Origin of the sequence: Rhizobium sp. SL42, from assembly GCF_021729845.1 — a bacterium.
In the GTDB taxonomy this organism is placed as follows: domain Bacteria; phylum Pseudomonadota; class Alphaproteobacteria; order Rhizobiales; family Rhizobiaceae; genus Allorhizobium.
Window position 1 is genome coordinate 675,104 of record NZ_CP063398.1, and the last position, 14,890, is coordinate 689,993.

At 59.0% G+C, this 14,890-nt stretch carries 10 protein-coding genes; 5 read left to right on the plus strand and 5 right to left on the minus strand.

Translation table 11 applies throughout. From position 1 onward, the window contains the following. Nucleotides 1-740: 740 nt before the first annotated feature. Nucleotides 741-1,085, plus strand: a complete 345-nt coding sequence (locus IM739_RS24160; RefSeq protein WP_442981170.1) for a winged helix-turn-helix domain-containing protein — start codon at nt 741-743, stop codon at nt 1,083-1,085. Here IM739_RS24160 and IM739_RS22040 read toward each other — a convergent pair. Continuing rightward, nucleotides 983-1,966, minus strand: coding sequence for a GlxA family transcriptional regulator (locus tag IM739_RS22040; RefSeq protein ID WP_237371365.1), 984 nt, complete (start codon nt 1,964-1,966; stop codon nt 983-985). The genes IM739_RS24160 and IM739_RS22040 overlap by 103 nt on opposite strands. A 266-nt stretch (nt 1,967-2,232) precedes the next feature. Here IM739_RS22040 and IM739_RS22045 point away from each other — a divergent pair, with 266 nt between their 5' ends. The 4 genes from IM739_RS22045 to IM739_RS22060 all read left to right on the plus strand — a co-directional run bounded on the left by IM739_RS22045 (nt 2,233) and on the right by IM739_RS22060 (nt 10,260). Then, a complete protein-coding gene (locus IM739_RS22045) occupies nt 2,233-3,075 on the plus strand; it encodes an alpha/beta fold hydrolase (protein WP_237371719.1) in 843 nt (280 codons plus the stop codon). 320 nt (nt 3,076-3,395) lie between these two features. After that, on the plus strand, nt 3,396-5,873 hold the full coding sequence (locus tag IM739_RS22050) for an ATP-binding protein (protein ID WP_237371366.1): 2,478 nt from the start codon (nt 3,396-3,398) through the stop codon (nt 5,871-5,873). Nucleotides 5,874-6,401: 528 nt separating this feature from the next. After that, nucleotides 6,402-7,388: an MBL fold metallo-hydrolase gene (locus IM739_RS22055; protein ID WP_237371367.1), complete on the plus strand. Its 987-nt coding sequence runs from the start codon at nt 6,402-6,404 to the stop codon at nt 7,386-7,388. Between the two features lie 394 nt (nt 7,389-7,782). Next, the gene (locus IM739_RS22060) at nt 7,783-10,260 is read left to right on the plus strand and encodes an ATP-binding protein (RefSeq protein WP_237371368.1); all 2,478 of its coding nucleotides are present in this window, start codon (nt 7,783-7,785) and stop codon (nt 10,258-10,260) included. A gap of 52 nt (nt 10,261-10,312) precedes the next feature. Here the strand turns inward: IM739_RS22060 and IM739_RS22065 are convergent, their stop codons facing one another. The 4 genes from IM739_RS22065 to IM739_RS22080 all read right to left on the minus strand — a co-directional run bounded on the left by IM739_RS22065 (nt 10,313) and on the right by IM739_RS22080 (nt 14,742). After that, complete coding sequence (locus IM739_RS22065) at nt 10,313-10,777, minus strand: nuclear transport factor 2 family protein (RefSeq protein ID WP_237371369.1); 465 nt, start codon at nt 10,775-10,777, stop codon at nt 10,313-10,315. A 96-nt stretch (nt 10,778-10,873) separates the two neighbouring features. Next, nucleotides 10,874-11,554, minus strand: a complete 681-nt coding sequence (locus IM739_RS22070; RefSeq protein ID WP_237371370.1) for an isochorismatase family protein — start codon at nt 11,552-11,554, stop codon at nt 10,874-10,876. Between the two features lie 715 nt (nt 11,555-12,269). After that, nucleotides 12,270-12,986 carry a GNAT family N-acetyltransferase gene (locus IM739_RS22075; RefSeq protein ID WP_237371371.1) on the minus strand — a complete coding sequence of 239 codons (717 nt, stop codon included), beginning with the start codon at nt 12,984-12,986 and terminating at the stop codon, nt 12,270-12,272. Nucleotides 12,987-13,212: 226 nt separating this feature from the next. Beyond that, nucleotides 13,213-14,742, minus strand: a complete 1,530-nt coding sequence (locus IM739_RS22080) for an ATP-binding protein (protein ID WP_237371372.1) — start codon at nt 14,740-14,742, stop codon at nt 13,213-13,215. Nucleotides 14,743-14,890: the final 148 nt, after the last annotated feature.

The window sequence follows — 14,890 nt, forward strand, 5'->3', positions numbered from 1 at the left end:
GAAGCTGACCCGGTCGTTGAAAAAAGGCGCTAAGAAGGGACGGTCAAAACCAGAGGGTGCCGAGACAGTGCCACAGGCGATGACCCGCCATCCAAATCCACCAACTTCTTCGCATCTGGAATTTGCGTATAAGACGTGCAGTTCTCGACTGTAGCATTGTCCAGACACGCGGTAGATTGACGCACGCTCAGGTCTATCCGATTCAATCTTGCCTTTCGTCAAACAAAGAAGAATACGTTAGGCAAGTCTTTGCCGGACAACATCAATCATCACTAAAATTCACATCGTATCATGATGTTACAAAACTCGGCATGACGCCTTATCCGCCAACTTGCTGACCTCGACTCTTTGGCCTTCCCAAAACGCGGTGAATCTGAATCTCTGATGAAAACCGGATGTCTGCGATGCGATCAGGGAATTCACTACGTGACGATTTCGATGGAGAAAGTCTTCGGCGGCTGACGCGGCCGACGAAGGACGCAGCCCAGGTACGGCGTCTGTTAGCAATCGCGTCGATCTACGATGGAGGCTCGCGTTCCGATGCCGCACGCCTCGGTAATCTCACGCTGTAGATTGACCGGGACTGGGTCATGCGGTTCAACGGACGCGGTCCCCAAGGCCTGATCAATGGCAAGGCTCCTGGTCCGCAGTCGCGGTTGAACGATCAGCAGCGTGCGGCCCTGGCGCAAGCAATCGAGCGTGGGCCGACACCCTATCTTGACCGGGTTGTTTGATGGCGTCTGTGCGATCTGGCGCAATGGCTTTGGGAAGAATTTCGGGCTTCTGTGAGCGAGCAGACGTTGAATCGTGAAGTCCGGGCCATGGGGTATCGCAGGCTGGCGGCCCGGCCCAAACATTGCGCTCAAGCGTCAACCCCCAAGAAAATCATCAGCACTGTCAATAATTTGGGTGATCGCGGCCTGCTACGCGCGACCCGTCGGGGTTGTACCTTTCGACTGGAGCGCTCACGCACGCAATCCTATCATTTGGCGTCATACCGAACGCCGAAGCGTTGCCGGTATTGGGTGGGCGTGAGACTTGTCACGCGCAGGAACACACGCCGGAAGGCCGTGACATCGGAGTAACCGACATTCCACGAAATCTGCTCGACGGGCAGATTGGTGGTTTCCAGGGCGTCGCGCGCTTTCATGATGCGGATCTGCTGAAGATATTCGGTCGGACGAAGTCCCGTCGCCTTTACGAAGCGGCGCAGAAAGGTTCGCTGCGCAAGTCCCGCCCTGCCAGCGAGCTCCGGAATGTCATGCGCCTCCCCAGCCTGCCCATGGATATGGTGCTGCACGCTGAGGATGGCGGCGTCGCCATGGTCGAATTTCGGAACGAAGGCCTTGTAAATATCCTGGTCGCGGCGGGGCGGGTCCACGAGAAGAAACCGGGCCGTCGCCAGCATCGTCCCGACGCCCATGAGCTTTTCGACGAGCGTCAGTCCCAGATCCGTCCAAGCCAGGATCCCGCCGGCCGTCATGATGTCGCCGTCGTCGATCACCATCTGTTCGGCTGCCAGTTCGAGCTTCGGATAGCGTGCTGCGAGTTCCTCGCTGAACGCCCAGTGGGTCGTCACGCGTCGGCCGTTGACCAGCCCCGTCTCCGCCAGAACGAAGGCCCCGGCGCAGATCGAGCCGATTGTGGCTCCTTCCTTATGCTTGGTTGCCATCCAGCGCGCCGCGACGGGCATCGGCTGCATCTGCGCCGGCATGATGATGCTCGGCGGCGCGATGACATAGCCGAGACGGTGCGGCGTTCCCGGATGGCTGTCCCACGCGCAAACCACGTCGTCCCCGGCGATCTGCCAGTGCGAAATCCGGATCGTGCGGGGATGTCCAGCCTGCTGCGGCGCCCATTGGCTGGCAATTCGGAATAGATCGGTCAGGCCGTAAACCGCCGACAATTGACAGTCGGGATAGATCAGCAGCCCGATTTCCATCACGACGTCTACCTGCTCCGCCATATTGTCACTTTCTGCATCATTAAAGTCATTTTCGCCACCTCTCCATGAAGCACGGATGGCCTACATCTGTCCATGTCGAAACGAAGACAGAGCGCGAACCACCTGAGAAAGGAACGACCATGGCATCGACTGAACAAGGCTTAGGCCCGATGGCCACCCGCCGCGGCTTGCTGATCACGGGCGTCGCAGCCGTCTCGCTCGCAGCCCTCAATATCCCCGCATTCGCCCAAACCCAAACCGCTTCCACGAACCAAGGAGACACCGATATGACCAGCGGTTTCGTCACCACCAAGGACGGCGTTGACATCTTCTACAAGGACTGGGGTCCGAAGGACGCGCAGCCGATCGTCTTCCATCACGGCTGGCCGCTGTCGTCAGACGACTGGGACGCGCAGATGCTCTTCTTCCTGTCGAAGGGCTATCGCGTCGTCGCCCATGATCGCCGCGGCCATGGCCGCTCCGCCCAGGTGGCCGACGGTCACGATATGGATCACTACGCCGCCGACGCCTTCGCCGTCGCAGAGCATCTGGACCTGAAGAACGCGGTTCATATCGGCCACTCCACCGGCGGCGGCGAAGTCGCCCGCTATGTCGCCAAGCACGGCCAGCCCGCCGGTCGCGTCGCCAAGGCCGTTCTCGTCTCGGCGGTTCCGCCGCTGATGCTCAAGACGGCCTCCAATCCGGAAGGCCTGCCGATCGAGGTTTTCGACGGTTTCCGCTCGGCACTTGCCGCCAATCGCGCCCAGTTCTTCCGGGATGTCCCGGCCGGCCCCTTCTATGGCTTCAACCGCGACGGCGCCAAGGTCCATGAAGGCGTGATCCAGAATTGGTGGCGCCAGGGCATGATGGGCGGCGCCAAGGCCCATTATGACGGCATCAAGGCCTTCTCTGAAACCGACCAGACGGAAGACCTGAAGGCGATCACCGTGCCGACGCTCGTCCTGCATGGCGAAGACGACCAGATCGTCCCGATCGCGGATTCGGCACTGAAGTCGGCGAAGCTGTTGAAGAACGGTACGCTCAAGACTTATCCCGGTTTCTCCCACGGCATGCTCACCATCAATGCCGACGTGCTGAACGAAGACCTGCTGGCCTTCGTCAAAGCCTGAGCTGCCGCAACAGGAGCAGGCTGCGGCAAACATGCCGCAGCCTGCAACCAGCGGACTCCGACTGCGTGCCGTTTTGGCCGACGTGTAGGAGGCAATTCCCCACGGCGGCTCCGAAGCGGCCGTGAAAGCTGAAACGGTCATTAAGACGGTGTAACAATCGTACAGGCTTGACGCCACGGCCGTCGAAGAACGGGCGCGGGTGCGGCTTCTTCTGGAAAATGATTTGACCTCAGGGCACAGATGGACCATCTGAATCAAACGGTTGAGACCTCCCGCGCCGTCGTCGCCCAAAATCTGTCTAACACAAGCTCCTGATAAACATGGATTTGTTACAGAATCCCAATCTCCCGACCCTCCACTCGCAAGTCTTCGGCAGAGAAGGCGAGATCGAGAGCTTCGCTGCCGACTTGATGGCATCTCCGCTGGTTTCGATTGTCGGTCCTGGCGGCGTCGGCAAGACGACAGTCGCCATAGAGGTGGCAAAAGCCGTACATGGACAATTCGTGGACGGGGTCTGTTTCGTCGACTTTGCAACCTTGCAGGACCCGGCGATGGTACCGGTCGCGATTGCCGAAGCACTTGGTTTGAAAACGGGAGCTTCACCTGTTCTGGATAGCGTCTGCGCCAGCTTGCGCGACCGCGAAATGCTGCTGCTACTGGACAATTGCGAGCACGTTGTGGAGACGGCTGCGACAAGTGCCTACCGCATTCTGTCCGCAGCAAGTGGCGTGCGCATCCTCGCCACCAGTCGCGAGCCACTCGGTGTAAATGGTGAGCGTGTCCGTGCGCTCGGCGGCCTGAGCTTTCCGCCGGAGCCCATTGGCGTCAGGGCCCAGGACGCGTTGATGTTTCCAGCCATCCAGCTCTTCGTCGAGCGTGCAAAACGGCGCAAGGAGACATTCGCCTTGCGCGATCAAGACGCACCGGCTGCCGCTGAAATCTGCAGGCGTCTTGACGGAATTGCCCTGGCGATCGAGCTCGCTGGCACGCGCGTCGACACGTTTTCCGTCGACGGAATCCTTGAGCAACTCGACGACCGCTTCCGGGCTTTGGTGGGACCGAAAACGGCTACGGAACGGCACCGGTCCCTTGTGGCCACTTTGGACTGGAGCTTCGAGCTGCTGTCCCCAGGCGAGGCCGAACTGCTCAACGCGATGTCGGTGTTTGCCGGTGCATTCAGTGGCGAGGATGCCGCTGCCGTCGCAGGAACTTCGACGGTGGACGCTGTTGAACGGTTGGCGCAGATCGCTGCCAAGTCACTCGTAACCATAAGCTTCGCCGGCGACCGCACATGGTACAGGCTTTTAGAAACCACCCGGTCTTATTGCGTCATGCATTTGCGGGCGACCAGACGGCTCGATGCGATGCAACGTCGCCATGCAGAACGCGTCCATACGATCCTTCGGACAGCGGGCGAAGAATGGCGCCGGACGCCGGCCGGCGATTGGGGCAAGCGTTATCGCTCGGTGTTGCAAGATTTGCGAATTGCCCTCGTATGGGCCGAGGCCCGCGATCAAAAGTTGCTGATCGAACTGACAACCGCGGCGACGATTCTCTGGAATCACTTTTCATTGACCGAAGAATGCCGAGAAGCCATCCTTCGCGCCATTGGCCAACTGAATCATCTCGGTCTTGAGGGCACTGCAACTGAGATGCGGCTGCAGACCTTTCTATCCGGAGCAGCCGTTTTCACACGGGGTCCCGGGCCGGAAATGCTGATGGCCGCAGAGCGGGCACTCGACATCGCAACTGCACTCGATGACACCGAGTTTCAGCTCCGTAGCCTGTGGACGCTGGGAAGCTACAAGATTTTCGCAGGCAAATATGACGAGGCCTTCGATCACATGAAGGCGTTCCTTGCGATAGCGGAGGCGAAAGACAGAACCGCTGTTCCGGGCGGTGAGGCGATGCTGGCCACCGCGGAATTCTACGTTGGCGACCTCGACAATGCCCTGCGGCGCGTCGAAGCGCATTTTAATCCCAACGAGAATGCTCTGGAAAAGCCGCGGTTGGCCCGCTTCCAATTCGTCTCGAATTCCACATTCGGCGTTATCCTCTCGATCACGCAATGGAACAAGGGATGGCCTGGTCGTGCCGCACGCACGATAGAACGAGTGGTGCAAGACACGCTTCGCACAGGCCACAAAATGGAAATAGCCAGTTCGCTGGTGATGTCGGGATGCCTGATTGCGCTGCTTCGAAACAATAGGGACGACGCACGGCGGTATCTCGACATCCTCGATCACGTTCTTGACGAAAGCGGGCTGGAAGTCTGGCGTCCGGTCGCGCTGCATTATCGCGGCGCTTTGATGTGCAGTGAAGAAGCTTCATTGAGTGAAGGCCTTGAGATGTTGAAGACCTCTCTCAGAGGTCTCGACTCTAAGGGCCAGAAGCTTCGCCGTGCCTATTTCCTCGGAGTTCTCGCAGAAGCGCTTGCCAAAGCAGGACATATGGAAGAGGCAATTTCCACGATCGAGACTGCACTGGCCATATCGGGGAAAAACAATGAACGCTGGTGCCTCCCCGAACTGCTTCGTATACATGGCTCGGTCCTGCTTGCACAGGCCCGTCCGGCAGAAGCGGAATCACGGTTTATCAGGTCGATGACGGTTGCGGGCGATCTCGGCATGCTGTCGTGGCAGTTACGCGCGGCAAACGATCTCGCCGAATTCTGGCAGACGGCGTCACGCGGCCACGAGGCGTACGCGATGTTGATGCCCATCTATTCGCGTTTCGCAGCAGACGACGATACCGGAGACCTTCGACGTGCGCATCTGCTTTTGCAGGCTACACAGTGATCTTGCAGGATACGTTGCTGTTTGTCCGGACATGAATCGGGACACCGACATCTGAACTCGATGATGAATTGAGGGCGATCCAACCGGGATTACATCCGCCAGCCTCCCATTTGCTTGTGTCTCCAATGCATCTCCGGAACATGCATCGTCCAAACGTCTATTCTCCGCCCCAGGACCAGTTGGAAACGTCCGTTTCACCGGGTTTCACCTAAATTGATCGAGATTAACTCGCGCATTTTCGCCAGCAAGCCATCCTGTGTTGGTCGATTGAGTTGAAGCAGTTCCCCGCCACGTAGCCGAAGGTCTTCCGCCGCATTGGACCTATCGGCATTCAGCCCGCTCGATGATCTCCTTTTGAAGGGGATCTACCAGAGCGCGCCTTACCGAAGGAACTTGCCCCTCCCAAGAGATCCGGGAGTAAGGCGCGCTCTTCCGATGCCAGACACCCAGCGGCACGGCGTCGTCGGGTTGATGTCCATGCCACTCGTTCAGCCCCATTGACCTGACACTCATCCGAAGGAGATTATCATGCCCCAACTTTCACGTCGTGCCTTTGCCGGCGCCCTACCTGTCGGCCTCCTCGGAGGGAGCCTTTTCAGCGCTGCCATCATCGGACGTGCGGCTGCTCCGGCTGCGGCCCAGGAAGCCGCCAGAGCACCGGCAAGCGTCACCCCACTTGCTCAGATCCGCATCGGTCGTTTCACAGTCACGGCATTGACGGATGGATATGCCGATATGCCCTACGACTATTTTCCGGGGCGCAGTCCCGCCGAGGTGGAGAAGTCGGCAACCGCCCAGTTTTCCGCCCGGACAAGCGGTGTTCGTTTCCTCTTCAACCAGTATCTCATCGACGATGGGCAACGGCGGATCCTGATCGATGCCGGAGCTGCGGGCTCGATCGGGCAGACGGGACAGCTTCCCCAAGCCCTCGCCATGCTCGGCATTACACCAGACCAGATCGATGCGGTGATTGTGACACATATGCATCAGGACCACATGGGTGGTCTCATCCTGGGCGGGAAGAACAACTACCCGCAAGCGGAACTCTATATCGATCGCCGTGACGTCAAGCATTGGACCGATCCGGCCAAGCGCAATGGTGCACCTGACTTTCTGCAGACCAGCTTTGCCATGGCGGAGGAAGTGGTTCGTCTCTATCCAAGGCTGCAGGCGATCGACGGAGAGCGAGAGATCGTGCCTGGAATTTCGATCGTCGACCTGACCGGCCATACGCCCGGCCAGATCGGTGTGCGTGTCGAGGATGGCGGGAAAAGCCTGATCATGGTTTCGGACATGATCTTTCCTGTCGTCCATCCAGGAGCGACCGATGTCTTCTTCCTCTTCGAACAGGATCCTGCTGCTGCGAAAGCGATGCGCGATAAGTTCTTTCCTCGCGCCGCTTCCGAAGGCGCGCTCATCGCCGCCACGCACATGCCCTTTCCCGGGCTCGGCCGCATCGTGGCTGATCGTGGAGAAATGCGCTGGCAGATCGCAGATTGGGCCCTGCAGGATTAATCTCTGCTCTCGGGAACTTTGCGGGACGGTACCGGCGGTGAACCGCGTCTATCAATGACACAAGCGGGCTCGCATCGTGATGCGACGCGGGCCTGCCTATCCGATCAAAATCGTGCAATTCGTCGAAGGCATATGTCCTTGACTTTACCTCATTTTACTTGAGCCATGGGATCGGAAGGCGTTAAGTGAGACGATAAAGGATGCTGGGGGACCGTGTACCGATGTGTGGCAGCGATCCGCACATGTTCAAGCCTATATGGCCAACTCCCGAGGCCCAATTTGTCTGAATCCCTCAAGGTGACCGAAATCCATCAGACGCTACCTCACGCGGGTCACTTTTCCTGCTCTCTCGCATTTCCGCGATACGCGTCTTAGGGAAGAGGGGGCTGAACATATGAGGTCCAAAGCAGCCAACAATTTGCCGGCCGCAACCACCAACGTCGTTGGTCGAGACGCCTTTATTGACCTCATTCAGAGCGAGGTGAAGCGGTGTGGACTGGTGTCGATCGTGGGCGCCGGAGGGATCGGGAAGACAACGGTTGCGCTCGCGATTGCCGACAGGGCTCTTGGGACTTTTGGCGACGGCGTCTGGCTGGTAGATTTTGCCCCGCTGCGCGAGCCTGTGCTTGTCAGCCATTCCATTGCCAATGCCACCGGATTGACCGTTCACTCTTCAGACGCCCTAGCCGCCTTATGCCGATTCCTTCAAAATCGCAACATGTTGCTCGTACTGGACAACTGCGAACATTTGCTCGAAACGATTGCGGCATGCGTCAGGCAGATCCAGGCCGAGGCGCCCGGCATTCGGATACTCTGCACCAGCCGGGCGCCGCTGGGTCTCGAAGGCGAACAGATCCATCGGCTCCCCGGCCTCGAGATACCGCCGCCTGGCACCACGCCGAGCGCCGAAACTGCTCTGCAGTATTCGGCTATCCAGCTCTTTGTCGATCGGGCCCGCGACCGCGTCGAGACCTTCGTTCTCACGGATTCCGATGCTCCAAAGCTGGCAGATATATGCCGAAGCCTGGATGGAATTGCACTGGCGATCGAGCTTGCGGCGATGCGGGTGGACGTCTTCGGAATTGCCGAGCTTCAAAGGCAGTTGGAGGACCGTTTTCGACTCCTTGCCGGACGGCGAGCCGGGATGGAGCGGCATCGCACCATGGCTGCCACACTCGACTGGAGCTATGGATTGCTGCCTGACCGGGAAGCCGAGCTGTTGATGGCAGTGTCCATCTTTGCCGGTTCATTTCAGGCCGAGGATGTGGCAACAGCGTTTGACCACACGCCAAGCGATACGATCGGATTGCTTCGGGAACTTGTAGCACAATCGCTGCTTTCGATTGACGAGACGGGGGAGCGCGCAGTCTACCGCCTTCTGGAATCGACACGCGCCTACTGCCTGTCCAAGCTCGCCCTGAATGGCAAGGAAGACTCGATCCGTCTTCGCCATGCGATCTATATCTGCGGCGTTCTCGAACTGGCTGCAAACGAATGGAAACACTCCCAATCTCGTGAGTGGGGCGCGCGACACGGACGACATCTGGACGACTTGCGCGCTGCCTTGGGATGGGCAGGTTCCGACCCGCAACATTCAGCGCTGCTGATACGATTGACGGTAGCGGCTATCCCACTTTGGAACCACTTCTCCCTCACGGACGAGAGACGGGCACACCTGACGCGAGCGATTGCCGAACTTGAGAACGCCGGCCAGGCCGGAACCGCGGTTGAGATGAATCTTCAGATCATGCTGGGCGGCGCACTGCTGTTCACCCGTGGCAACGTGCCGGATGTCCTTTCAGCCTTATCCCGCTCGCTTGAGATCGCCGACCAATTGGGCGACACGACAGCCCGCCTGCAATGCCTACGGATCAAGGCGACATACGAGCTTTTCGCCGGCCAACTGGATGCTGGAATCCACACGCTTGAGACCTTCCTGCCGATCGCATCGACTGACGACATCTCGGCATTGCCGGAGGGCGAGACCCATCTTGGCGTGGGAGAGCTTTGTCGGGGCAGGCTTATCACCGCCCGGCATCGGATGGAACGCTTGCATGCACAGATCCCCCCGGACTTCAACAACCAGCGGTTTGCCCAATATCAGTACAGCAACAGCGTCAATGCCATGATCGTGCTGTCGCATGCGCAATGGTTGACAGGATATCCCGACGCCGGCGAACAGATGATTGCGAAATCACTCGAATATGCCCGACAGGCAGAACATGAACTATCTTACAGCATTGCGCTCGCCTGGGCCTGTCTGCTTTTCCAATGGGCGGGTCGCGAGACCGATTGCGAGCACCATGCGATCATTCTCGACGAACTTTGCGAACGCCATGGCATCGTGATCTGGCGGCCGATTGCAACCTTCTGCCGCGGGGCGGTGGCGGCCACGCGGCCTGCTAGCCTGGCCGAAGGGATCGACCGCATGCAGGATGCGATCGCCGATTTTCGAACCATTGGTCACTTGGTCCGGTTACCGTATTTTCTCTCCGTACTCGCCGAGGCCCTTGCTCGGCAGGGATGGATCGATGCGGCATCCGCCAGGATCGAAGAGGCCCTCGTTCTTGCCTACGAGCAGAATGAAAGATGGTGTCTCCCCGAAATCATCAGGATCAATGCGTCTATCGTGCTGGCCAAGGGGCAGGTCGACACGGCTGAAGCCCTCCTCAAGGAGGCAATCGCGGCAGCGGATGAGATCGACGCTTCGACTTGGCGGTTAAGGGCGAGCAACGATCTGGCGCGGCTTTGGCAAGGTCAGTCACGGACTGAAGAAGCCGTGCAGATGCTACGACCGGCCTTCACCGACATTATCGGCACCAAGAGCAAGGATATTGTACGCGCCCGCGAGACCCTCGCCAGGTTGAAGTAGACATGCAGAGGGCACTCCACCCTCATGCCATGATTGCACATCATTCGCTAGCTTAGAGACCGAGATCCGAAAGGCCGAGATGATCGTCGGGACGGCGGCCCAGCGGCCATCGGAACTTGCGTTCGTCCTCCCGCATCGGATGCTCGTTGATGCTGGCGAAACGTTGCCGCATCAAGCCGTCGGGAGCAAATTCCCAGTTTTCGTTGCCATAGGCGCGGAACCAGTTGCCGCTGTCGTCGTGATACTCATAGGCGTAGCGTACGGCAATGCGATTGCCGGAGAAGGCCCAGAGTTCCTTGATCAGCCGGTAGTCGAGCTCCTTTGCCCACTTGCGCTCAAGAAACGCCCTCGCCTCAGCGCGTCCACGCGGGAACTCCGCGCGATTGCGCCATTCGGTGTCTTCGGTATAGGCGAGAGCCACTCTGGCCGCATCGCGGCTGTTCCAGCCATCCTCGGCGAGGCGGACTTTTTCACGTGCTGTCTCTTCTGTGAATGGTGGTAGCGGCGGACGGGACATCTTTTGGTTCCTTGGCTGAGTGAGAGGCTGAGGAGCCGCACAGTTTGCGCGTCTCCGCATCATGAAGTCAGTCGGAATGCACCATGCCCGGAGCGTCTACGATGCGTTTCTCGCCGCCTGCTGCGCACGCTGATAGCTCTCGCTGACGGCGGCGTAGTTCGGCGCGACCATCCCGTAAAGTTTAGCCAGCTCGGCGGCTTCAGGACGCGCCCAGGTGCGGTGCAGTTCAGACAGCAGCGCGTTAGTCGAGGTCGGTTTGACGCCCCCCTGTACGAAGCGTGCGACACTGACGCGCGAAGCCATTTCGCTGGGATCGCCCGAGGCATCGATGACGGCATAGACACCGTATCCGGCGGCGACGGCATCGAGCGCCGGAAACATCACGCAGACGCTGGTCCAGACACCAGCCATCACCAGCGTCTTGCGGCCGGTTGATTTGACCTGTGCGACGAAATCATCGTTATCCCAGGCGTTGACCTCTCCCTTTCGCGGGACATAGACGGCATGTGGTGCATCCTCGTGGATCTCAGGCATCAAGGGCCCATTGCTGCCATTGGGCTCCGAGGCCGTTGTAATGACGGGGATATCGAGGAGCGTTGCAAGCCGGGCGATCATCGCAACATTTCGCCTGAGGTCGGCCACGGGAATATCCTTGACCGTTTGGAAAAGCCCTGACTGGTGGTCGAGTAGCAGGATGACGGCATCGGCAGGATCGATGAGCGCGATGCCGCCTCCAGACGCCAAAACGCTCGATTTTGTATGTATTGATGTGCTCACTGTCACTCTCCCTGATCTGTGTCGGTGGGGCAATCCGCCCTCGGTCTTGGATAGCGGGAACGCGGCAGCGATAGAAGTTAAGCAAGGGCAAACGCGGGGAAACGCTGTGAAGCCGTAGTTTTTCATTTTCTCCGAGGCTTGGACGAAGCAGAACCAGAAGATATCGAAGCATTTTTCGGCCTCATCTTATCACTCGGGGAAAGATCAGGGACACCAGGACGGTTTCGAGCCGATTGGGTTCTTCCAGTCGCGTGAACAATCGCTTCGCTGCGGCCGATCGCCAATTCACATGGTTTGACCACGATTTATTCGCCAGGCATGGGAGACAATGGCACATTGAAGCCACCAGATGCCCACTGTTCCCAAGACTGTGTAACCATCCGTTCCCGTTCCCCTGCCCCGGCTCCCACCGGAGGCAACCTGAGCGCGCCGCGACCGATCCGCCCCCGCCCCGTGCCCTACAAGGTCCGGCGCGCTCATTTTTCCTGCAGACGACGCATCGCGCAGACCGCAGTCGACACCGACAGAAGCGGAGCCAGGTGACACTCGCATCGCTCTGAGAAGCACACGAAGCAGCGTCATCGGACTATCCGCCGTCTCTAACGACAAATACTGTGCTGGGCGGTAAGCCCCGCGCGCGGCATCCCCATCAGCGACATCATTGGCTACGGGGAGGTTCCAGATGGTGCGGGACTTCTTCAACGTTTGCGGACGCTTAATCCTCGATCAAATAGTTCTGGCGCGTGTAGACCGGCTCGAACCCCAGCTTGACCAAATTGTCATAGGAGACCCGGCTCTTGCCGCTTTCCGGCTCAGCTGTCTCTGAGGCGAAGACTGTCACGCCCAGCGCGGCGCCGATGCTCATCCGGTCGTGAATCAAGGCCGTCTGCACGCCTCTGTTCCGGTATTCCGGAAGCGTTGTGCCGCCGCCGAGCCAGGCATAGCCGCCAGCCGTGTACATGATCGCACTGCCTACCGGCGTTTCATCCAGATAGGCGAGATGGCAACTCCAGCTAGGTTTGCCGACGATACCCGACCACAGCGGCGCGAGCCGCGGAGGAAAACCGAAACCACGGCACATCAGCGCACCGAACAGCTCGGCCTCTGCCTCGCTGGCAAGCCGCACCTCGATTGCACCGTTTCTGTACCCAGGAGAAACGGGTGCAGGACAAGCAAGCTTGACCCAGCTTGCACCATTCCTCTTCAATCCCCGGTCTGATATCCATTGAAGGACACTCGCAGATGCTGAGCTTGCATCGATCTGCACATGGCGGGTCCCCCCGCGCCCGGCAAACCATCCAAGAGCAGCTTCCAGGCTTTCGGTATCCGTGAGGCCGAGCACCCGGTTCAATCCGATGGCGGGCGCGAAAGGCAGTGAAACTGCGCAACCTTCGGCAATCGACGCATAAGCGAGTTCGTCCTCCTCCGTCATCGACCGGAGTGCCGATCGAAAGAGATCGATGAAAGCCTGTACCTCAATCGCTTCCTCACGCCGAATAGCTGGGTGTGACATGAAGTCTCCATATGTTGATCAGAAAAAGGTCCCGGAGCCCAGGCCAGATGCGCAGTATGTGCTCGAGGTTGATTGGCAGTTTTCCCTGCCAGCCAACGGGCCGCCCATCGTGCAAGATCCTGTCAAGGGGGTGATTTCGCCAAACCTAGGCCGCCGGCGCTGCTATCCTCTGCGGCGCAATGCGTGCATCTTCCGCGACATTCGTCAGCATCTTGACCGTCTGGGACATGTAAGAGACGTGCCGGCGCTGAACATGTTCGCGTTCCATCGTTTCGGCAAGTTTCGCCGCGGCATAGGTCTTGGTGAATTCCGAGAGCCTCAGGCTTGCTACATCGGTGCCAGGGTGGAAATGCAGGAGAGACTTGTCCACCAGGTTTCCGATGGCCGCAGCGACATCGGCATCTTCCAGGTCGTCTCCGCCGACGACTGTCAACGCCGCATCGAGAGAGAATGGGCCTTGAAAGATTGACAAGGCCCGAAGCACCTTTTGGTCTTTTGGCGCGAGACCAGAATAACTCAAATCCAGCATGGAGCGAACTGTTCGATGTCGTTGGGGCGCATAGCGATTTCCGCGCCAAGACAAGACGAGACGGTTATCGAGAAGATCCGCAACACGCTCAAGTCCATAGGCCCCCGTTCTGCTCGCGACCAGCTCGATCGCCAATGGGTTGCCGTCAAGCCGCCGGCAGATCGCAGCAACGGCGCCAACCTGCTCGTCATCCATGGGGCCAGCAAGGCCACTCTCTATGGCGCGCTGGACGAACAGTTGCACTGCAGGCCATTCAAGAGCGTGTTGAGCCGACAGATTATCCGTCGCCAGCGGAACCGCAAGCGGCCCGAGAAGATGGATCGTTTCACCGGACAGTCGGAATGCTTCGCGGCTAGTAGCAAGGATGTGTACGACCGAGGTCTGTCGCATGATGTGGTCGACGACGTCAGCGACTGCATCGATTACGTGCTCGCAGTTGTCGAGCACCAACAGCGTTCGATGCAACGACAGACTGGCGACAACACGATCCAGCATGATGTCGCAACTGTCGATGCCGGCCGAAACGCCAATCGCGGCGAGAAGCGTTTCGCCATCAACGACCGCGCTTAAATCCACAAAGTGGATTCGCTCGAAGCTCGTAGTGGCCTGTGAGGCCATAACAGCCAGTGTCGACTTGCCAGCCCCTCCCGCTCCGACAATTGTTACAAGGCGCTTCTCCGAGATGCTCTGGATGAGGTCTGCCAAGCTTTCCTCACGCCCGACTGGCTGCAAATACCGGTTTGGCAAGCGCACCTCATCCGACACCATCTGAAGATCGATGGGGCCCGAAGTAGTTGGCGCCCCCTCCGGGGCATCTCTCCATTCCGCCGGGGCGACAAAGCAATAACCCCGCCCGGCAATGCTGACGACGTAGCGTTCACCGTTGTCACCGCAGTGAATCTCCCGACGCAGATGCGCCATCTGGACGCGCACATTGGAATCCTCAACATTAAGACCGGGCCAGGCAAATGACATGAGTTCCCGCCGCGACAGTACCTCGCCCTGTCGCTGAACCAGCGCCACGAGCATGTCGAACGCTCGGCTACCAATGGCGACGGCATCATCGCCCCGTTTCAGGATCCGACAGGTCGGGTAGAGATAATAGGGGCCAAAAGCAAAGTAGCCGTCTCTTGTTCTGTCAAACATCTCGAGGACATCCCATGGTGGCGCCGTGTCAGGAAGCGTTCGCTCTTTTGCGGCTGGCATGTCAGAGATAGTCGAGAGCGGGGCCTGAGACCCGTTAATTCCAGTAAAGAGTTCGGCTTTACCTCGCCTTTCCACAATCGACCTATCG